At 67.5% G+C, this 20,410-nt stretch carries 19 protein-coding genes; 2 read left to right on the top strand and 17 right to left on the bottom strand.

The features are described 5' to 3' along the window. Positions 1 to 18: 18 nt before the first annotated feature. From AC1VV3_RS18165 to AC1VV3_RS18115, 11 genes are all read right to left on the bottom strand, one after another. On the bottom strand, positions 19 to 1,563 hold the full coding sequence (locus tag AC1VV3_RS18165) for a SulP family inorganic anion transporter (protein WP_132265788.1): 1,545 nt from the start codon (positions 1,561 to 1,563) through the stop codon (positions 19 to 21). Beyond that, positions 1,560 to 2,249: a carbonic anhydrase gene (locus tag AC1VV3_RS18160; protein WP_132265786.1), complete on the bottom strand. Its 690-nt coding sequence runs from the start codon at positions 2,247 to 2,249 to the stop codon at positions 1,560 to 1,562. Before AC1VV3_RS18160 ends, AC1VV3_RS18165 begins: the two co-directional genes overlap by 4 nt. A 279-nt stretch (positions 2,250 to 2,528) precedes the next feature. After that, positions 2,529 to 3,848 carry an ATP-binding protein gene (locus AC1VV3_RS18155; protein ID WP_243841167.1) on the bottom strand — a complete coding sequence of 440 codons (1,320 nt, stop codon included), beginning with the start codon at positions 3,846 to 3,848 and terminating at the stop codon, positions 2,529 to 2,531. 5 nt (positions 3,849 to 3,853) lie between these two features. Further along, positions 3,854 to 4,594, bottom strand: coding sequence for a response regulator transcription factor (locus tag AC1VV3_RS18150; protein WP_132266225.1), 741 nt, complete (start codon positions 4,592 to 4,594; stop codon positions 3,854 to 3,856). 171 nt (positions 4,595 to 4,765) lie between these two features. After that, positions 4,766 to 5,029, bottom strand: a complete 264-nt coding sequence (locus AC1VV3_RS18145) for a hypothetical protein (protein WP_465127025.1) — start codon at positions 5,027 to 5,029, stop codon at positions 4,766 to 4,768. Positions 5,030 to 5,169: 140 nt separating this feature from the next. After that, complete coding sequence (locus AC1VV3_RS18140; protein WP_465127024.1) at positions 5,170 to 6,243, bottom strand: cell wall hydrolase; 1,074 nt, start codon at positions 6,241 to 6,243, stop codon at positions 5,170 to 5,172. A gap of 19 nt (positions 6,244 to 6,262) precedes the next feature. Next, positions 6,263 to 7,570 (bottom strand): type III PLP-dependent enzyme, encoded by a 1,308-nt coding sequence (locus AC1VV3_RS18135; RefSeq protein ID WP_465127023.1) that lies wholly within the window; start codon positions 7,568 to 7,570, stop codon positions 6,263 to 6,265. Continuing rightward, positions 7,567 to 7,806, bottom strand: a complete 240-nt coding sequence (locus AC1VV3_RS18130; protein ID WP_132265778.1) for an acyl carrier protein — start codon at positions 7,804 to 7,806, stop codon at positions 7,567 to 7,569. The genes AC1VV3_RS18135 and AC1VV3_RS18130 overlap by 4 nt, the downstream gene beginning before the upstream one ends. A gap of 28 nt (positions 7,807 to 7,834) precedes the next feature. Continuing rightward, a complete protein-coding gene (locus AC1VV3_RS18125; RefSeq protein WP_465127022.1) occupies positions 7,835 to 9,397 on the bottom strand; it encodes an AMP-binding protein in 1,563 nt (520 codons plus the stop codon). Then, a complete protein-coding gene (locus AC1VV3_RS18120) occupies positions 9,394 to 9,996 on the bottom strand; it encodes a serine acetyltransferase (protein WP_134095567.1) in 603 nt (200 codons plus the stop codon). The genes AC1VV3_RS18125 and AC1VV3_RS18120 overlap by 4 nt, the downstream gene beginning before the upstream one ends. Beyond that, complete coding sequence (locus AC1VV3_RS18115) at positions 9,944 to 11,035, bottom strand: glycosyltransferase family 61 protein (protein WP_465127021.1); 1,092 nt, start codon at positions 11,033 to 11,035, stop codon at positions 9,944 to 9,946. The genes AC1VV3_RS18120 and AC1VV3_RS18115 overlap by 53 nt, the downstream gene beginning before the upstream one ends. 213 nt (positions 11,036 to 11,248) lie before the next feature. Here AC1VV3_RS18115 and AC1VV3_RS18110 point away from each other — a divergent pair, with 213 nt between their 5' ends. Next, a complete protein-coding gene (locus AC1VV3_RS18110) occupies positions 11,249 to 12,619 on the top strand; it encodes a glycosyltransferase (RefSeq protein WP_465127020.1) in 1,371 nt (456 codons plus the stop codon). Here the strand turns inward: AC1VV3_RS18110 and AC1VV3_RS18105 are convergent. The 6 genes from AC1VV3_RS18105 to AC1VV3_RS18080 form a co-directional block, all read right to left on the bottom strand. Beyond that, the gene (locus AC1VV3_RS18105; protein ID WP_465127019.1) at positions 12,596 to 13,909 is read right to left on the bottom strand and encodes a glycosyltransferase family 4 protein; all 1,314 of its coding nucleotides are present in this window, start codon (positions 13,907 to 13,909) and stop codon (positions 12,596 to 12,598) included. The two genes, AC1VV3_RS18110 and AC1VV3_RS18105, sit on opposite strands and share 24 nt — an antisense overlap. Positions 13,910 to 13,926: 17 nt before the next feature. Then, positions 13,927 to 14,883 (bottom strand): hypothetical protein, encoded by a 957-nt coding sequence (locus AC1VV3_RS18100; RefSeq protein ID WP_465127018.1) that lies wholly within the window; start codon positions 14,881 to 14,883, stop codon positions 13,927 to 13,929. Positions 14,884 to 14,959: 76 nt separating this feature from the next. After that, positions 14,960 to 15,772 (bottom strand): CpsD/CapB family tyrosine-protein kinase, encoded by an 813-nt coding sequence (locus tag AC1VV3_RS18095; protein WP_465127017.1) that lies wholly within the window; start codon positions 15,770 to 15,772, stop codon positions 14,960 to 14,962. Continuing rightward, positions 15,769 to 17,307, bottom strand: a complete 1,539-nt coding sequence (locus tag AC1VV3_RS18090) for a GumC family protein (protein ID WP_482963135.1) — start codon at positions 17,305 to 17,307, stop codon at positions 15,769 to 15,771. The genes AC1VV3_RS18095 and AC1VV3_RS18090 overlap by 4 nt, the downstream gene beginning before the upstream one ends. Beyond that, entirely contained in the window at positions 17,304 to 18,407 is a 1,104-nt protein-coding gene (locus AC1VV3_RS18085) for a hypothetical protein (RefSeq protein ID WP_465127015.1), read from the bottom strand. The genes AC1VV3_RS18090 and AC1VV3_RS18085 overlap by 4 nt, the downstream gene beginning before the upstream one ends. 59 nt (positions 18,408 to 18,466) lie before the next feature. Beyond that, entirely contained in the window at positions 18,467 to 19,150 is a 684-nt protein-coding gene (locus tag AC1VV3_RS18080; RefSeq protein ID WP_465127014.1) for a polysaccharide biosynthesis/export family protein, read from the bottom strand. Positions 19,151 to 19,453: 303 nt separating this feature from the next. On the opposite strand from AC1VV3_RS18080, the gene AC1VV3_RS18075 reads away from it, so the two are divergent. Continuing rightward, complete coding sequence (locus AC1VV3_RS18075; protein ID WP_465127013.1) at positions 19,454 to 20,353, top strand: WecB/TagA/CpsF family glycosyltransferase; 900 nt, start codon at positions 19,454 to 19,456, stop codon at positions 20,351 to 20,353. Positions 20,354 to 20,410: the final 57 nt, after the last annotated feature.

The following is a 20,410-nucleotide window of genomic DNA, read 5'->3' as shown; positions in this document are numbered from 1 at the left end:
ACGAGATGTGAAACGTCGTCATGCCGCGACAGGCAGCGGGCGCAGGATCAGCTCGGGGCCGGTCACGCGGTCCGCATGGCCGCTCTGGCGGCGGCGGTTGAGCCATTCGCTGATGGTCTCGGCAGTGGTGTGGTCCATGACCTTCAGCTGGCCGAGGTCAAGGTGGACCGGGCGGCCATGCGGGAGCTTTTCCAGGACCTTGTTGAGGCGGGTGAGGCCAAGGAACGTCGCGCCGCCGCCGAGGGCGAGGCGGGTCGATTCGCCGGTGTCGTGCTCTTCCACGTTCAGGCGCAGGTTCTTGAAGTGCGGAGCCAGCTCCAGCACCGTCAGAGCCAGGCCGACGAGGACGCCAGTGAGCAGGTCGGTGGTGACGACCAGCACGAAAGTCACGGCCCAGATCACGGCGGGGAAGGCGCCATAGGCATGGAACAGGTGACGGACATGGCTGAGGCTCACCAGACGGAAGCCGGTCACGACCAGGACGCCGCCAAGGGCCGCCATCGGCACTTCGCGCAGCAGCCAGGGCAGCAGCGCGATGAACGCCAGGATCCAGGCGCCGTGGAAGATCGTCGAAAGACGGGTCCGGGCGCCGGCCTGGACGTTGGCCGAACTGCGAACGATCACGCCGGTCATCGGCAGGGCGCCGAATACGCCGCAGAGCAGGTTGCCGATGCCCTGCGCGCGCAGTTCCTTGTCGTACTTGGTGCGTACGCCGTCATGCATGCGGTCCACCGCAGCGGCCGAAAGCAGCGTCTCGGCACTGGCGATGAAGGCGATGGCAAGCGCCGCCACGATCAGGGCCGGATTGGCGAGCGGGGCGAACCAGCCGGTGCTGGTCGGCAGGGCGAAGGCCGCGCCGATCGATTCCGGCACGGCGATGCGCGCCACGTCGAGGCCCATGGTCCAGGCGACGGCCGTTGCCGCCACGACGCCGAGAAGCGCGCCGGGGACGAGGCCCATGTTCTTCGGACGAACCTTTTCCCAGCCGATCATGACGATCATCGTCAGGACGCCGAGCATGACGGCCATTTCGGTGGAGGCCATGTTGGTGGGGTCAAGGCCGAGAACGCGGGCGGGCATCATCGCCATGTTCTGGAGCCCGCTCGACATCGGCTTCTCGTCGAAGAGGATGTGGAACTGTCCGATCACGATCAGCGCGCCGATGCCGGCGAGCATGCCGTGAACGACGGCCGGACTGATGGCGCGGAACAGGCCGCCGAGGCGCAGCGCGCCGGCCACGAGCTGGAACACGCCGGCCAGAAGCAGGACCGGGCCGAGGGCTTCGAGGCCGTGCTCGCGCACGAATTCGAAGACGATGACGGCAAGGCCGGCTGCCGGGCCGCTCACCTGCAGCGGCGAGCCTGCCAGCAGGCCGACGACCAAGCCGCCGATGATGCCGGTGACCAAGCCCTTTTCAGGCGGCACGCCGGAGGCGATGGCGATGCCCATGCAGAGCGGCATCGCCACCAGGAAGACCACGATCGAAGCCGTGAAGTCTCTGGCGAGGTGGGCGAAGGGCCCACTGCGGGTTTCCTCCGCAGAGGTGGCGGTTGCGGTCGTCATTCTGCTGCCTCTGCGAATTCGGTGGCGATGCGGGTCTTGGCCCGAAGCGCGACCGGAAGCGGTGCATTCTCGCGAAGCGGTTCGAACTGGCCGGTCTCGCCGTCGAGGCCGAGGACCTGGCCGGCGTGGATGTCCACGAACCAGCCGTGAAGCGTCACGTCGCCGCGGGCGATCGCGGCGGCGACCGAAGGATGCGTGCGCAAGTGGGCAATCTGGGCAATGATGTTTTCGAGGCTGATGGCACGAATGCGCTCATTGCCGTCAAGTTCGCCGTGGCAGGTGCTGACGATGTGCTCGGCAGCCGCGCCGTGCTTGAGCCAGGCGGCAACGTTCGGCATGGCTTCGAGGCCGGTCGGGTCGCTGAGCGCCTTCATCGCGCCGCAGCCCGAGTGGCCGCAGACGATGATGTCGCTGACGCCGAGGGCGGCCACGGCGTATTCCACAGTGGACGTGACGCCGCCGTTGAGCGTGGCGTAAGGCGGCACCATGTTGCCGGCGTTACGGCAGACGAACAGGTCGCCCGGCTGCGCCTGCATGATCTGTTCCGGCACGATACGCGAATCGGCGCAGGAGATCATGAGGGCCTTGGGTTCCTGGCCTTCGTTGGCGAGCTTGCCGAACAGTTCGCTGCTGGCGGGGAAGATGGTCTTCTCGAAATGGAAGACGCGTCCGATCAGTTCATTCACTCTCGTCACCTTTCCTTGATTTTAGGTGCTCCGCGCTCTCCGGAGGGGTGGGGGAACGGGGCGCGGAGCTTGATCGAGAAAAGTACGGATCGCTGTTTTCGGCTGTCGTGCGCCTTTGTCAGGAAATGTTGCTGCGCTGCAGCGTAAGGGAACGGCTTTCCGCCGGAATCCCCCGGTCTTCGGTGGTTTTACCGAAGACCGGATGGTGTTGCTGGCTATTGCGGAACGATAACAGGAACTTGGCTGGGTAATTCTGAGGCGCGCCGAAGGCAGGCCGCGTCAGTGGGCCACGATGGGAAGGCGAATCGTGGCGCGCAGTCCGCCTTCGGGGCGGTTCCTGAGGTCGAGCGTGCCGCCCTCCAGCCGGACCGCCTTGCGCACGATCGGCAGGCCCAGGCCCATGCCGGCGGTGTCGCGGGCGCGCGCGGTGTCCAGCCGGACGAAAGGCTGGAGTGCGTCCGTGATGCGCTCTTCCGGGATGCCCGGGCCGTCGTCGTCCACGGTGATCTCGGCCGCTCCGCCGTCGCGCCGCAGACCGACGCGGACGTTGCCGCCATAGTGGAGCGCGTTCTCGATCAGATTGGACAGCGCGCGGCGGATGGAGACAGGGCGGGCCATAATTTCCAGGCTCGGAAGGCCGGAATAAGTCGCATCGGCGCCGCGATCCGCGGCGGTGTCGACCAGGGTTTCGGCCATGATCGCCAGGTCGATGCGCTCGGCCGGGATCTGGGTGCCGCCGGTATCGACATAGGCCTGGATCGAATCGAGCAGCATTCGCATCTCGTCGATGTCATGGTTGATGCCATCGCGCACCACGGGGTCCACGTCGCCGTCGTCCAGCCGCAGGCGCATGCGGGCGAGCGGCGTCTTGAGGTCGTGGCCGATGGCCAGCATCGTGTGCGTACGATCGAGCAGCGACTGGTGGATGCGCTCCTGCATCTCGTTCATCGCGCGGATCAGTTCCCGCATTTCGTCGGGGCCGCGCTCCGGCACGAGGCGGGGCGGGCCGGCACCGAAGTTGCGGGTGGCGCGGATCAGGGAGCGCAGCGGGTGCAGCGCGGCGCGCAGCAGCAGCCAGGCGAGCGAAATGAGCAGGAGCGTCGGCAGGACCAGGCTGGCGAAACGGCCGATGCTGAGTTTCCAGGCGGAGCGGGCATGGGTGCGGAAATCGAGGACGGCGCCATCGGCCAGCCGCAGAGAGCCGCCGATATTGCCGTCTCTCGGGATCGATTCCAGATGCAGTTCGAGATCGCTGTGGGCCAGTTCCGGCGCCATCTCGATCACTTGCGCGCGCAAGTTTGCAAGGCCCAGCGAGCCGCGATAGCGCTTGCCCTGCTCGTTCAGTCTCAGCGAAAACTGCGCCGTGCTGAGCGCGGAAGTCACGATCTGGCGATCGTCGGTCTTTGCATGGTCGATGGCGCGGCTTGCCAGCACCAGGTTTTCGGCGATGCGCTGGGCGTCGTCCCGGCGCAGTTCGAACGTATTGGCGCGTTCGAACAGCACCGTGTTGCAGATCACGTCGATGACGAAGACCAGCAGCAGGACGGCGATCAGTCGCTCGGGCAGGCCGAAGCGCCGGAACAGACGAAACCGGCGCAAGGACATCAGGCGCGCGTGACCTCGGCCTTGAACATGTAGCCGACGCCGCGAACCGTGACGATGGGCGATTCCCCGCCCTCGGCCTGAAGCTTGCGGCGCAGGCGGCTGACGAGCACGTCCACGCTGCGATCCGAGCTGTCGCCCAGGCGCGAGCGCGAAAGTTCGATCAGGCGCTCGCGGCCCAGAACGCGCTGCGGATAGGCGAGAAAGGTGGCGAGCAGGTCGAACTCGGCGCCGGTCAGGTCGACCATGGCCCCGGTGGGCGAGCGCAGTTCGCGGCGGGCCATGGAAAGGTTCCAGCCTTCGAAGCGTATCGATTCCGGCGTGCGTCCGTCGGCAACGGTCTCGCTTCCGGTGAAATCTGCCGTGGCTGGATTGTTGCCGCCGCGGCGCAGCACCGCGCTGACGCGGGCAGCGAGTTCGCGGGTGCTGAAGGGCTTGGCGAGGTAGTCGTCCGCGCCCAGTTCCAGTCCGAGCACGCGATCTTCCTCGCTGCCGCGGGCGCTGATGAAGATCACCGGGATGTCGCATTCGCGGCGCAGACGGCGGAACAGGTCGAAGCCGCTGGTGCCGGGAAGCATGATGTCGAGCACGACCAGGCTCACCGGCCCTTCGCGCAGGGTCACCCACATTTCCGCGCCGGTTGCGGCGGTGAGCACGTTGAAGCCGGTCTGGCGCAGGGCCCGCGCGGTCAGCGTGCGCAGAGGACCATCGTCCTCCACCAACAGGATCGTCGGAGTGGGCATCGGACCTTCGTCGAGATGGCGATAGATGGGGGCTGTTGTGTTGCTCATCGTCTCTTCATGCACAGATGTAGTTTTTCACGCGCCGCTTTGCAAACGACGCCCGCGATTTGCCGGCAATGCGGCAAGGCCCGGCGGCGGCAGGATGGGCCGCAACCGCCGGGCTGCGGGGGGCTATCGGGTGCGAGGGGCTTCCGCTCTGGCCAGTGCCGGCGCGGCTGTCTTCGCTTCGGCCTGGGCATTGTGGTGACGGCAGGCGCGACCCTTCGAGGGGTCGGGATGGCAGACGGCGCGGGGCTTGGCCTTGTTCGTGGAAGGCTTCGCCGGTGCGGCGACCGCGGTGTGGCCCTTGAGGTGCGCAACCGTGTTGTTGGCAAGCGCGGCGCCAGGCAGGGCAAGGGCGCAAGCGGCGGCAATGGCGATGAGGGTGGATTTCATGTCGATCGGGTCTCCAAGCTGTTGGAGCCGAATCTGGTCATGCCAGGTGTCTTGCTTTGTGCGCGATTGTTACGAAAGGTTTCTGACGGGAAATAGTTCGAAACCATCGAGCAAGGTTCCGGCAATGGCGGTCCGCGCGATCAGGTTCCGCGTGTAAGGCACTGCGCGCGCACTGTACGCGCAAACTCGGCGCAGTTCCAGAGGGCCTGGTCCGCAGCGCCGGGGCGGCGGACGAAAGTGAAGGAAATGGCGTCCACCGAACCACCGGGCAGGGGGAGGGCCTGGGCGCGGCGGGCAGGGTCGGTCCAACCGATGAAACGGCATTCCTCCAGCCCTTCGCAGCGCCGTTCGGCCAGTTCCGGGAAAGTGCCGGGCGCATTGGCGGGCAAAGTGACGAGGAACAGGCCGGGATCGGGTGCCGCCCATGCGGTTTCGGGCATCGAGGGTTCGGGCGCTATGACGTCCGATACGGCCGGGGCCGTGCCAGCGGGCAATTGGCCGAGATGGGCGGCGGAAAGCTGCGCCAGTTGCGCGATGCGGGGTTCGCCTCCGGCATAGTGGCGAATGAAAGCGGCGGCCTTGCCGGCGGCTCCCGGCCAACCGAAGAACAAGTGGCTTTTGACGACGGCCAGCTTCTCCATGGTCCGGTCCCACGACGGGCTGACCCAGTCGGTATGGTAATGCGTGGCCTTGCCTACCCCGATTTCGACCCGGCCCAGCAGCATTTCGCCCGCCGTCTCGCGCGCTCTGCGCCAGTCGGCAGCCGAAGGGCGGCGGCGCGTGAGCGATCCGTCGCAAGTGAACGTGAACTGGCAGCCCGTCGCCCGCTCCGCCCCCGCAAAGACGACGCCGCAAATGGTGGCCGGAAAGGCCGCATGGCGCACGCGGTTGAGCACCACTTGCGCCACGGCGCGCTGGTCCGCAGGCTCCCGCCCCGCTTCGTAGTAGTCGGCGGCGGCAAGGCAGTCGATCGCTCTGGCCCGGTCCTCTGCACCTGCATCGAGATGGAAGGGCCGCGCCGGCGCCAGAAACCCTGTTGCAAGCGGTGCGGCGGCATTGATCGCGCGGGCCAGCGCGGCGGCCTTTGGCGCGCCGGAGGGCGGGGGCAGCGTCTCCGGAGCGACAGCGCGCGCCACCGGCAGGCTGCGTCCGGAACCGTGACTTGCCGGAGCCAGCATGACCGCCACGCCGAGCAGCAGGGCACCCGGCCGCATCACGAAACGCGGCCGGGCGTCATGCGTTCTGGTTGGCGGCGGCGGGGTGGGCCGAATCCACCAGCCTCACCGCCTCCTCCACCGGGGCGCGGCACGATCCGCTGAACGTCCGCGTCGCTCGAAGCAGGGCGCCGGACATGACCAGCACTTCTTCCGGCAGGGGATGGCTGATGAAATGGACCGGGCTGGCGGTCAGCCCGTATGCGCCGCTGTTGTGGACGGCCAACAGGTCGCCCTCTTCCAGCCGGGGCAGTTCGATGTTGCCGGCAAGGCGGTCGATCGAGGTGCAGAGGGGGCCGACCACATCCACCGGCTCGACCGCGTCCTCATCGCTCCCCCCGATCCGGTGCATCAGGTAGTTTCGCCGCACGACCATGCCGAAATGGCCCGAAGCGGGCAGGTGATTGTTCATCCCGCCGTCGCAAATGGCGATGCGTCTCCCGCGCGAGAGCTTGGTAGAGACCACGCGGGTGACGAAAAAGCCCGCTTCGGAGACGAGATAGCGGCCGAGTTCCAGCACCATTCTGGTGCGGGCAAATCGCGGATTTTCCCGCAGCACGGCCAGTTCGTGAAGGAGCGGTTCGGCTACTGCGGAAAGATCCAGAGGCGTGTCTCCTTCGTGATAGGGCACGCCCAGCCCGGAGCCCATGACCAGCATCTCGGGAATGACCGCATGAGCCGCGCAGAGCTGGCTGAATATCGCGATCAGGTGCCGATATGTTTCCGCAATGGCATCGGCTTTCAGGCACTGCGTTCCGGCATAGATGTGGAAGCCCGCAAGGTGCAGGCCCGGCAGGGTCTGGACTTCCTCCACGGCGGCGTCTGCATCCTCGATGTCTATGCCGAAGGGCGTGGGGCGGCCGGCCATCTGGTCTCCGAAGCCCTTGGGAAGGCTGTCGGGCGAGATCCGCAGCAGCACCGGTTGCACACGCGCCGCCTGCCGTGCGATCCGGTCGGCAAGCCGTGCTTCCCGCAGGGATTCGATCACGAGGTGGCCGACGCCGGCGCGGATTGCGTCGCGGATCTCGGTCTCGCGCTTGCCCGGCCCCGTGAAGCTCAGAAGTGCGGGGTTCCATCCTGCCTCCTGCGCCAGATGCAGTTCTCCGATCGAAGAGATGTCGAGCAGATCGATCCCGCCGGAGAGCCACGCCAGCAGCGTCGGGTTGGGATTGGCCTTGACCGCGTAGCTCAGTTCCAGCCTGTCTCCGAAATGGGCGCGCAGAAGGGCGATGCGCTGTTCGATCCGCTCGCTGAAATAGACGAAGCACGGCGTGCCGAAACGTTCGGCCGCCTGCTCCAGAAGCCCGTCTTCGCCGTCTGGCGTCATGCCGCCAGCTTCCTCGCGAAATCGAGAATGCGAGTGGCGGTATCGAAGTTCTCCAGCGTCACGTCCTCGGCGCGGATCTCGGTGCCGGTCTCGCGTTCAACGAACATGATCAGATTGAGCATGGCCACGGAATCGAGCGTGCCGCTGGAGAACAGCGGGGTTTCGGCATCGACTTCGCCATGGAGCGCTGCGAACTCCTCGATGCTGCGGATCAGGCTGTCTTCGGTCAGGGCCATGACGGGGAGGTCCTCTTGAACGGGATGCTCAGCGAGCGGGATGAAGGCTGGAAGTGTCGCTGCAGCCGCGAATGACGTCGGGACGGGAGAGCTTGCCGCTGGCCGTGCGCGGCATGGGTTCCGGCCAGACGTGGATGCGCTGCGGTACCATGTAGGCGGGCATCGCTGCCCGGCAGTGCGCCAGCAGCGCCTCGCGGCTCGCCTCGCCCAACAACGTCACCGCGACCTGTACCGACTGGCCGAGCATGTCGTCCTGGACCCCGAAGGCGACGACATCGGCGGCAAGGCCGCTGCGATAGACCAGGTCTTCCACTTCGTCGGGACTGACGCGGTAGCCGCTGGTCTTGATCAGCGCATCGTTGCGGGAGACGAACCACAAGTCGCCGTCCTCGTCGATGCGCACGATGTCTCCGCTATAGACCACCGGCTCGTCGCCGATCCGGTCGCGCAGTTCGGGGCAGGGGCGGATCTTCTCCGCCGTCGCTTCGGGGCGGTTCCAATAGCCCTGGCTGACCAGCGGGCCGCGGTGGACGAGTTCGCCTTGCTCGCCGGGACGCGCGACGCCCTCGCCATGGCGGATGACGAAGACTTCGGCGCCGGGGATCGCCTGTCCGATCGAACCCATCTTGGCGGCGAAGCGATCAGGAGCAAGGTAAGTCGAACGGAACGCCTCCGTCAGGCCATACATCAGGAAAATCCGTGCCTTGGCGAAGATACCTGGCATACGTTCCAGAGTGCTCAGCGGGATCTTTCCGCCCGAGTTGGTGATGAAGCGCAGGCTCGGCAGCGGCGTGGGCGCGCTGGCCAGCAGGCGCACGATCTGGATCCACAGCGGCGGCACGGCCGCCAGGCCGGTGACTTCGTGGCGAAGGATGGCACGCACGATCTCGCTCGCCATGGCCACGCCTTGATGAACCACGCTGCCACCCACCAGCATCATCGTCGTCAGCTGGTTGAAGCCGTAATCGAAGCTGTAGGGCAGCACGCTGAGCAGCCGATCGCTTTCGTCAAGCTCCAGGTATTCGGCAACCGAACGCGCACCTGCCAGGACATTGGCGTGGCTGAGCATGACGCCCTTGGGTTTGCCGGTGGAGCCGGACGTGTAGATGATCGCCGCCAGGTCGTCGGCGCGCCGGGGCAAGGCCTCGAAAGGGAGCGCCGGCAGGTCGGAAAGGCAGGGAAGGCTCTCCAGCCCGCGCGCAGCCGACACCGGCAGGAGGCGGGCGGGGTCGATCCCCTCGGCGGCCAGGATCCGGGCCATGGCCGGCTCGACGATCAGGAGACAGGCGCCGCAGTCTTCTGCGACGAAACGGACCTGCTCGGCCGTCCAGGCCGTGCTGATGTCGACGAGCACGGCGCCTGCCCGCGTCACGCCGAGCAGGGTGGAGACCTCGGCGATGCCCTTACGCACCTGGACCAGCACGCGGTCTCCTGCGCCGACGCCGCGCGCTGTGAGATGGGCGCCGATCGCCCCGGCCAGGGCGTCGACTTCGCCGTATGTCGCCTGGCGGCCGGCATCGATGAGGAAGGTCTTGCCGGACCGCTGCGGCAGATTGGCCGCGAAAAGTTCGTGGAGCGTGTTCGCGCTCATCGCAGCGGCCCCAGTCGCGGATAGATGCGCGCGGGCGATCCGACGACGATGGAGTCCGAGGGTACGTCCGTGGTGACGGCGGTGTTGGCGGCGATCCGCACCCGGTCTCCCACGCGAATGGCGCCGAGCACGGTGGAATTGACGCCGATGAACACGTCGTCCCCGATCACCGGCGCGCCTTCGCGCATGTTGGAGCCGATGGTGACATTGTGCATCACGCCCAGCCGGTCGCCGATCACCGATTCCGGGTGGATCGAGAGCGAACCCTCGTTGTTGACGATGTGGAAGTCCCGCCCCAGCGTGGTGGCGGGCGGTATCCAGATCTTGGTGAGGTTCGCCACGAAGACGTGGGCAAAGCCGTACGTCCTGGAGACCAGAACGCGGCCGAGTGGATTGCGCAGGCTGCGGCCCCAGCGGCCGTAGCGGTAAAGGCTCAGCGCGATGAAGGCACCGCTCGTCAGCGTGCCGCCATGCCGCCGATAGTCCGCTTTCAACGTGGACCAGCCCCCCGGAGCGGCTGCAGCGGGCAGGCGCGGCACGGTGCCGTCAGACGAGGTCGAGCGTGCGCTCGATCTCGTCGATGTGCGCTGTGAAAGCATGGTTGGTTCCTTCCCCGACGACCAGCGCGTAGTCCTGCCCCTGCCGGTCGGTCAGCAGCTTGAGCGCCGCGACCGCGCGCAGCGGCGGTTGAATGACAAAGGCGCAGCCATCGGGCGGCATCATCGCCAGGCCGTGGACCAGATGGCTTCCCTCCACCCCCATGACGACTTTGGCGCCGCCGCAGGCCCGGACGATCTCTTCGAGACCGGCGTGGCTGGGATCGAGCACCTGAAAGCCGCGCCGTCTGGCAAGGGTTTCGGCAATTTCGCTCTCGTTCGTCAGGAACCGTGCATCGCCGCTGCGCCCGCGCAGCAGGAATACGCCGGGGTGCCGTTCGATCGGTCCGCGAATAAGCCGCTGCCGCATGGCCTCGGCCCGCAATCGCTTGTTCTCGTTGTGGGCCGCATCGTCGAACAGCACCAGTTCGCGGAAGAACGCCGATGGGCCCCTGACCGGCAGCATGTCCAGCGCGCGTTCGTAGTCGGGGACATGGCCGCTGGACCCATGGGTGGTGAAGGGAATGCCGGCGTTCTCTGCCAGGCGGTAGGTCAGGCAATCGTCGCTGAGCCAGTTTCCGAACCAGCGATTGCCGAGCCAGGATTCGAACAGGGCCATGCGCGTTTCCTCGCGCGGGGCGCGGGCGACAGGCAGGAACCGCGAACGCCGCTGCAAGTGCCGGAGCGTGCCCCCGGCATAGAGCACGCCGTCGTGAAGCAGCGCGTTCTTCAGCCGGTAACCGATGGTGGCGGACTGCTTGGCTTCGAAGTCGCCCTTGAACTGGCGCACCACCTCGCTGATCGAGGCGAACTCGCTGCCCGCAATGCGCTCGAACTGGCCGGGCAGCACTTTCGCGCGCTTTACCTCCGTGCAGGAGCCCGGCGCCACCTGCCAGCGCTCGACGGCGGCCTGGGCGATGTCGGGGCGCGGTTGCCGCAGCAGTCTGGCAGCGAGCGCCATGGCCGGGCGCAGCGACAAGGCCTGCGGCGGCGCGGGGCGCGGGGCTTCCACGGTCAGGGGCCTGAAGAGGCCGGCGTTCATGACGGGGCCAATTCGCAAGAGCCCTGCTTGCGGGAAGGAGACAGCAGCAGGGGGCAGGATAGTGGCAAGGCATGTCTCCGCAAACTCTGCGCAAGTTCGCATGTCGTGCCCTTCCGGCGCATCCGGGCGATGGGGTTCCCACGCCCCACAGGTCAAATTCCATTGTGAAAACTCGCAATGCCGCGAGGCCCGGGGCTCGGCCATAGTCGCGGCATGACGGAGATTGCGGAACAGGTGGCCCCGAGGGCGTTCGCCTTTCGGGAGCGCGGAACCGGCGGCGCGGCGCCAAGCGCCGAGCGTGTCCCTGCACGGGAGACGGTGGCGGACGATCACCTGAAAGTGGCCTATTTCACCAACGTCTACCCCAAGATCAGCCACAGCTTCATCAAGACAGAGATCGAGGCGCTGGAACGCCGCGGCTTCGTGGTCAGCCGCTTCACGGTTCGCCGGTCGGGCGAGCGCTTCGAGGATGTGTCGGATCGGATCGAGGCCGCCTGCACCCATGCCCTGCTGGAGCATCGCGCCGCACTGGTGCTGGCGGCAATCTCCGCCTGCGTGGTCCGGCCGGGTGCCGCCATGGGTGCGCTCGCGCTGGCCTGGCGAACTGCGGGAGCCGGCGGGCGACGGAAGGCTCTTGCTTATTTCGCCGAGGCCGCCCTGCTGGCGCAGCGGCTGACGCGCCGGGGTATAAGCCATGTCCATGCGCATTTCGGCACCAACCCGGCGGCAGTGGCGCGACTGGCGGCAAGGCTGGCCCCGATCACGTACAGCTTCACCGTTCACGGCCCGGACGAGTTCGACGATCCTCGCGGGCTGGATTTACGAGGCAAGATTGACGAGGCGGCTTTCGTGGCCGGTGTTTCCAGCTTCGGACGCGGGCAACTGATGCGCTGGGCTTCGCCGGGCGATTGGCAGCGCCTTCATGTCGTGCGCTGCGCTCCCTCTCCATCGTTCGTCCCGGCGTCCGAAACCGGGGCTTCTCCGGTTGAGTTTCCGCCGGCGCCGCATTTGCTCTGCGTGGCGCGGCTCAGCGCGCAGAAGGGCTTGCCCTTGCTGATCGAGGCGATGGAACGGGTCGCGGCGCATCGCGCGGTCACGCTCGATGTGATCGGCGACGGCGAGGACCGCGCCGCGATAGAGCGCCAGATCGTGCGAGCCGGGCTGGAGCGCTGCGTCCGGCTGCTTGGCTGGGCCACGCCAGAGGCGATCCGCGCCGCCTTGCAGCAGGCTCGGGCGCTGGTGCTGCCGAGTTTTGCGGAAGGCCTTCCCGTCGTGCTGATGGAGGCGATGGCCAGCGGGCGCCCGGTCATTACCACCGCGATCGCGGGTATCCCCGAGTTGGTGGACGAGCGCGTGGGGTGGCTGGTTCCGTCCGGTTCCTCCGATGCCATGGCCGCCGCGATCGAGGCCGCGCTCGATGCATCGCCGCGAGAACTGGCCGCCATGGGCGAACGCGGGCGCCGGCGCGTGCTGGAACGGCATGATCCCGGCCGCAGCGCCCAGCAGCTTGCCGACCTGCTTGCGCCGCTCGTGCAGGCAAAGTCAGGTTGCAGTCGGGGGTCAGCCCAGATTCGACAGGATTGAGGACAGGATGTCGCCGCCCGTGCGCATGGCCAGGAACGTGGCGAAGCGCCGTGTCGACCCGCTTTCCTCGAAAAGGCGGTCGTAAAGCGCGATCCAGCTGCGCAGGACGCTGGGCCAGTCGTAGCCTACGGTTTCCGCCTTGTGCCGGGCCTTGATGGAGAGTGTCTCGGCGAAGTCCGGATCGCGGGCGAGGCGGGTCATGGCGGTTGCCAGGCCCTTGACGATCGCTTCCTCGCTTTCGGGTGGGATCAGAATGCCGGTCTGGGCATCGAGCAGCATCTGCGGCCCGCCCCAGTCCACGCAAACCGCGGGGAGCCCCAGCATCATCGCTTCCTGGATGACCGTGCCGCTCGCTTCCGCCAGGGTTGGGAACAGGAAGCCGCGAAACTGGCGCAGATGCGCGAAAAGGGCCTCCCGGTCGGTGCTGTAGGGTTTGAAGACGAGCCGCGAGGAGACGCCCTGGCGCAAGGCGAGTTCGCGAAGCCTGCGGCTTTCGGGGCCGTCTCCGATCACTTCCAGTTTTGCCTGCGGCACCCTGGCCAGCGCACGGATCACCAGATCGCAGGCTTTGTAGCGTACCAGCCTGCCCAGGAACACGAAGTTCCAGTTCTGGCTCTGGTGCACGATGCGGCGATGGTCGCGCAGGCGCGGATCGACGCCGCTGTTGATGACCGCGACCATCCGGTCCCTGCGGCATCCGCCCAGCTCCAGCGTGCGGGCAGTGCGTTCGCCGCCCGAGACGAACAGGCGTGCCTGCAGTTTGCCGCGAAACAGCAGGCGGCTCGATAGCTGCACCGGCCGCGTCAGCATGGCGCCCAGCCGTTTGGCCCAGCTCTCTCGGAACATCAGGGTGGGAGGATGAAGGATACTGCCGTTGAGCGGGCCGATCACCACCGGCGCGCCGCGAATGGGGAAGCTGATGCCGCTGGGCGCGATCGGGGCGGTGAAGTGGACGATCCAGGGCTGCACCCTGTCCACCTCGCGCTGGACGGCGCGATGCAGCAGCCAGCTATCCACCAGCCCGAGCAGCCAGTGCAGCCGGTAGCGATCGAGGCCGCGCTGCAGCGGCCCGTCCTTCACATAGACCACGCCGCTGTCGATGCCGTAGGCCGTCAACTCCCCTCGCACGCGGGCATGCGTGACCTGGGTCACGTCCAAGCCCAGTTCGCGGTAGCCCAGGAAGACCGACAGGGCCTTGAGCGCTTCGCCGCCCATCCGCCGGGACAAGTTGGGAGAGGCAAGGACGATGCGGGGGCATTCGCATGGCGCGTCCGGCTGCGGCATCGTCATGAGTGCAGGGCCCGTGTTCACAGACTGGCGGGCGGGATCAGCTTGAGCAGCGGCGGCAGACGGCGGCGCCAGAGCGCTGCGCGCCGCTGCCGCTCCGGCAGACGGCGCACCATCCACTCGATGTCCGCGCGGGAAAGGCCGGTCCGCTCACAAAGAAACGGGTGGCGCGGCGGGTCGGCGAAGTAGCTGTAGAACAGGGCGGCGCGATCGCGTGAGATGGCCGGCTTGCCGCGGTGGAAATAGCGAGCCGTGTCGCAGAAGACCACGGTGCCGCGCGGGCCTTCACAGCTCACTACATCGGCTTCATAGCCCGCGCCAAGGCGCTGCTCCAGTTCACGGTCGTCGGACAGGGCATAGGTGAAACCCTTAAGGTCGTCCTGCAGGGTATCGGGCCGCGAGATCTGCTGGAAGGGCCCGCCCGCGTCATCGACGGCATGGAGATAGACGGCCACTTTCAACATGCGCCGGTCCTCCCAGTCGCGGTGCCACTTGCGGGTTGAGACTGCCCTGCCGTCGGCGACCGTGTAATTGATGGCGACGCCGTCGTAGGCGGCCGGCAGGCCCAGGTAGGCTTCGGCAATGTCCAGCAGGCGGTCCTGAAGGCCCCATCGGAAGATCATGGCGCTCCGCACGATCTTTTCCGGCGGCACGATGATGAAGGAACGGCCCTCACGAGAGAGGGCACGGGCGGAATCCGCAAAGTCCTCCGCCAGCGCCGCGGCGCGCGACAGCACGGCCTCTCCCCCCGGAATGCCGAGCGCGCCAAGCGTGGTGACGTGGATTCCCCGCGTGTCGAGGTCTTCGACGATCCCTGCGTCGGGCAGTGACAGCGGGGGCAGGGAGGCGCGGTGGCGCAGGACGGTGGTGTCGTAGCGATGGCCGAGCCAGTTGCGGACGTGGCGCTGGTTGAACAGCTTCAGCGTCGTGCGCGCGGGCAGGTCGCGCAGCCATTGACTGTCCTTGAGGCCGATCATGGCGCGTCTCCCCGGCGCATGGACGCCTGAACCCGAAAGCCATGTCGCGGCGACAAGGAACCGGCGCGGGCGATGGTCATGTCCGCTTCCGTCCGGTTGCGGGCGCCGTCCTGCCGGACATCTCGCGGTCCGGGCCGCGACCGGCGGGATAGCCGTATTCATTGCGCCGCGTGGGCTGAGAAAGGGACATGTTGAGGATCGAACCGATGATTGGCGTGCCGCCCAGCGCGCCGGTCACTTCGCGCACGCCGCTCTTTCGGCTCCGGCCCTCCTGCGCGACCAGAAGCACGCCGTCGATGTTGCGGGCGATGTGGACGAGGTCGTCGCCAATCAGCGCCGGGGGCGTGTCGATGATGCAGATCGCCTCTTCCGCCTCGGCGGCGATGTGCCGCAAGGCATGGGCAAGGCGCGGGGAGGCCAGGAGTTGCTCGGCGCTCGGGTGAGCGCGGCGGACGCGGTGGACGGCTAGGTCGACCCCGTCGATGCGGGTCGCCGTGTCGCTCCAGGCAGCTTCTCCTGCCAGGTAGTCGTCGATCCCCGGCCCGGCGCCCGCCAGCCCGAGGCGCGCGCCGAGGGTGGGGCGGCGCAAGTCCAGTTCGACCAGTATGGTCGGCCGCACGCGGCTGAGTACGGCCGCGAGGTTCGTCGCGACATGGGTCTTGCCGTTCCCCGCCTCGATCGAGGTGATGGCGAAAGTGCGATGCCCGGTCGCCTCGACATGGGCCAGCAGCGTGGAACGGATCATGAAGAAGGGATAGAGCTGCTCGCTCATCTGCCCGAAACCGCAGATGCGGTTCTCTGCAAGGTGCCGCGGATCGAGCAGTGCCGGGGCCTCGTCCGGAATGCCGGCCGTTCGCAGCAGCGGCGGGATACCGGGCTCGGCGTTCATCGGTTCACCTCCGTGGAGAGGCCGGGCAGATAGGCGCGCAGCCTTGTGAGGGTCTCGTCCGCCAGACGCGAGAAGCGGCTCTCCTCGGTCACCAGCGGCACGACGCCGAAGGAGGGCACCTGCATGGTCCGCGCCAATGTATCGGCGCCGTGGATGGTGCCGCTCAGCAGTTCGAAGCCCAGGATCATGCAAAGGCCCACTGCGGCCCCTCCGGCAATGCCCAGGGCCAGGAGTATCGCCGGTTTCAGCCCCAGCGGTTGCAGCGGCAGGCTGGGCTGGTCGACCACGGTAAAGCGCTCGCCCTTGTCTTCCGACTGGAGGTTGGCCGCGACTTGCGCCTCCAGCTGCTTTTCACGCAGGGAATCGTACTGGCGCTTGATGTTGTCGTACTCGCGCTCGATCATGTTGAGTTCGTAGGCGGCCTGCGGGGCCTGCGCGGCGCGCTGGTCGAGATCGGCCATGGTGTGCACCAGCTCGGCCCGCCGGCTGGCAAGCACGCCGATCCGTTGCCGTCCGGCGGCGATTTCGGTTTCGATGAGGTTGGTTCCGGCCGGGGGCAGGTGCGATTGCAAGGCCTTCTGCCGCTCCAGTTCGGCCCGAGCCGCCACGACGTCCGGGAAGACATCGGAATGGACCGCGAGCAGCTGCGCCAGCCGGTCCTCTGCCCGGCGCACACCGTCGGCGCCGCTGGGCGGGGCCTGTCGAAGCTCCTGCTGGCGGGCGGCGAGCAGGCCGTTCTGCTGGACCAGCCCTTGCGTTTCCGCATCCGTGCGCGAGACTTCGGCGCGCAGGGCCGAACTGGACTGCGCGCTGAGGGCCACGCTGCTGGGCAGGGCGCCGGCATAATGCGCCTCCACGCTGCGCCGCTTGTCCTCAAGGTCCCGCAGCTGCCGTCGCAGTTCCTCCGAGCGGCTCTCCAGGAACGAGGCCGTTCCCGTCGCCTGTTCGGTGCGGAAGCGCTTGTCCTCGACCAGGAACATGCGCGTGAGCTGCTCGGTGACGTTGCGCGCCTTGAGCGCGTCGGGGTATTTGAAAGAGAGCGTGAAAGCGATCGTGCTGCCGCCGCCGCGTGCCTGGTCGGCGCCGACCAGATCGACGCCGATGTCGCCGCGCATCACGTCCAACAGGCCGGGGAAATCGATGCGGGTGCGCTTGTCGGGATAGAGGTCGTTGCTGCGGATGAGCCCGGCCAGGCTGTCGCGGCTGACGATCTGCTGGCGGATCTTCGCGATCCGCTCGTCCGCGATATCGGTCAGCGGCGAGGCGATGAGGCTGGTGGGGATCTGCGGGGAATCGATCAGCAGCGTTGCCGCCGACTGGTAGACCGGCTTGCGCAAGGCCACGGCAATGCCCGCGGCCAGAAGACCCAGCACGATCGGCGCGATCATCCAGCGCCAGCGCCGGCGGAACATCGCCAGGATCTCGCGCGGGTAGATGCCGATGCTGTCGGGATCGACGCCAAGCACTGAAAGGGCCTGGTCGCTGCTTCGTGCAGGTGCCGGGCCTCGTGAAGGCGAGGGTGAGGGCCGGTTCATGGCCGGGGTATCCGGTAGAGCAGCCCGGTGCGGAACGTCAGCGAGTTCAGCCTGATGTCGCTCAGTCCCGTCCTTTGCTGAAATTCCGCGCCGCCATAAAGCAAAAACTGTCCGTCCAGCCGGTGCTCGTAGCGGGAGGTGAGGCTGAGGACTTCGATGTCCGGCAGGTTGCCGGCCGGGCCGCCGCTTTGGGGAGAACGGCGATATTCCCCGCGCGCGATGAGCCGCCCTCGCTCGCTGCTGCGCCAGTCCAGGCTGGTCGCGGCGGAGACTTCGCGCTGGATGCCGCCGAAGCTGCTGACCACCGAGGCGACGGCGGCGGAAGCGCAGAAGCGGATATGTCCCGGCTCGTGGCAAAGGCTGCCGTTCCCAGAGAATTGCACCGGCCCGCTCTCGCGCCCGCTGCCCGGCGTGAGGCGCGAGAGCCGGGTTACGCCGATCTCTATCTCGGCATTCCAGGCACGGGGAAAGCGCCGGATCGCCTTGGCCTGGACGGCCCAGGCGTGCGGATCGCCGCCGCTGCTCGAGCGGCTCGACGTGATCTGTCCGCCCAGGCCGAGCGTGGTGGCGGCATCGATCCGGTTATCCGCGCCGAAGTCGAGCGAAACGGCGTCGGTCGGCGTCAGCAGCAGGGAGCCGCGCGGATCGATGCGGCTCCAGCCCAGCCTGGCATTCAGTGCGGTGCGGGCGTCGGTATGGACGGTCACGCCTTGGGCCACCTCGTAGCGGTCCTGAAGGCTGACCGGGTCGATCGCGCTGTCGAGGCTGGAGGCCACGGCCTCCACCGGCAGGACACGCTCGAAGGAAAGTTCGGTGCGCAGCGACAGGTATTCGTTGCGGCGGTGGACCAGCGCCAGTTCGGCGCTGCCGGTCAGGAAATTTCCGTATTCGCGCGTATATTGGCGATAGGCCAGCGAACCGCCGGTCTCGATCCTGGTGCGGAAGTCGAGTGGCCATTCGGCGCTGGCCTTTCCGGCGATCTGCCCGCCCAGGGTGACGGCATCGTCACCGGGCCGCAGGAAGGGATTGCGGGCGGCGAACAGGCTCATGTCGACCTCGATACGGGGCTGGTTCTGCGCCGCAGACCGTGCCGGCAGCATTGCGGCGAGTGCGAGAGCGCCGATCGCGAGAGCAGGAAGCGGACCACGCTGCCGCGCCTTCACGGAATGACGAGGACGTCGCCGCTCGACAGGGTCGGCAGCGGCTTGGCGAGATTGCCGGGATCGAGGCTGCGACCGCCCTTCAGCAGGCGCTGGAGCTGCACGGGTTCCACCACCTGGCCTTGCCCCGTCTGCCGCAGGATCACGGCATGACGGACATCCGCGAACTCGGCGGTGCCCCCGGCCATGCTGAGGGCCTGAAGGACGTTCGGCGCGGTGCCGCTGGTGAAGCTGCCGGGCGTGCGGACTTTGCCCAGGACATAGAAGCGCATGCCCGTCGCCCCGCGCAGCGAGACGGTGACATCGGGCGGCGTCGTGCGATAGTTGAGGGAAATGCGCTCGCGCAGCTCCGCCGCTATGTCGGAGACATTGCGCCCGCTCGCCTTGATCGTACCGGCGAGGGGGAACGCGAAGGTTCCGTCGGGCTGGACCAGCACCTGCCGCTGCATCCGCTCCTCGCCCCACACGAAGACCTCGAGTTCGTCGCCCGCGTTCACGGTATAGCGGGTGGAGGCAGCGGACTGCGGCTGGGCGCCTGCCGCCGATACGGCCGCCGCCGTCACGGCTTCACCGGCCTCCTTGGCCGCAAGGTGACCGCACATGCCCCATGACAGGAGCGCCAGGCATGCGGCGAATGCGCGAAGAATGCGCGCGGCGCGGCGGCCTGACTTTCCGGAACGCATGGACGACGCGCGGGCAAAGGACACGATACCTCCCTGGACGCGGGCTCTCTCCCGCAGTCCGGTCAGGAGGGTATCGGTCGGGCCAAACGCCCGTAATCGTTCGATCGGGGGGCGGGCTTCACGGGTAGGAGAATTCGCCAGTGGCCTCATCGGCGCCTGCATCGACAGGACGGCGGAAGCGGATCGGCAAATGCGGATGGCGGAAAGGGGGACCGGAATCTTCGCAGGCGGATGCACGGTCCCGGTAGCCACAAGAGATCGGCGACCGCCCCTGCGGCATATTCGTCCACGGGGAGAAACACCATGTACCTCGACAAGTTCCACAAGACTTCGGGAGAATTCGCGCCGGCTGACATGCGCGAGCTGGCTGCTCTGGTGGCGGCCACTTCTGCAACTCTGGCAGAGCCTCTTTCGGCACTTGAGCGGCCGGATCCCGGTTCCGTGGAATTTCTCGAACTGGCTTTCACGCGGATCGACATGGCAGGGGCGCTCGACGCCATCGTTTCGCGCCCACCGTCCGCACCGTTCGCTTATGTGGTGACGCCCAATGTCGACCATGTGGTTCGGCTGCAGCGCCGCCGCTCGGACCTCTGGCCCGCTTATCGCGGCGCCTGGATGACACTCTGCGACAGCAGGATCCTGGCGAAGATGGCCAGGGCCGTGGGGCAGGACCTTCCCGTCGTGACCGGCAGCGACCTCACCGCCGCCTTGTTCGACCACCACATCGATCGGAACGACAGGGTCGCGATCCTGGGCGGCAGCGAGGACATGGTGGCCCGGATCGCCGCCCGTTACGGGCTCTGCGATCTGCACCACTACAATCCGCCGATGGGCTTCATCCGTGATCCGCGCGAAGTGACGCGGGCCGTAAGGTTCCTGGCCAACACCAAGGCTCGGTATGTCTTCCTGGCGGTGGGATCGCCGCAGCAGGAGATCATTGCCCGGCGCCTCGCCAGGGCCGGTGCGGCCTGCGGTATCGGCTTCTGCGTGGGAGCGGGACTGGAGTTCCTCACCGGCGACCAGGAACGCGCGCCCCGCCTGATGCAGCAGATGTCTCTGGAGTGGCTCTACCGCCTGGGATCCGATCCGCAGCGCTTGTGGCGGCGCTACCTGATCGATGGGCCGCAGATATTCCGCATCCACCAGACCTGGCGGAGGATGACCCTTGGGCTCCAGAACGCGGCCGGGGGACTGACACCCTGAAACGGACCGCGATCGCGCTGTCGCTATGCGCGGTCGCGGCAGCGGCCGTGGCGGTTT

This window comes from Novosphingobium sp. BL-S-34 (assembly GCF_056857015.1).
The sequence above is the reverse complement of the archived record's forward strand: the minus strand, read 5'-3'. Positions and strand labels throughout refer to the sequence as shown.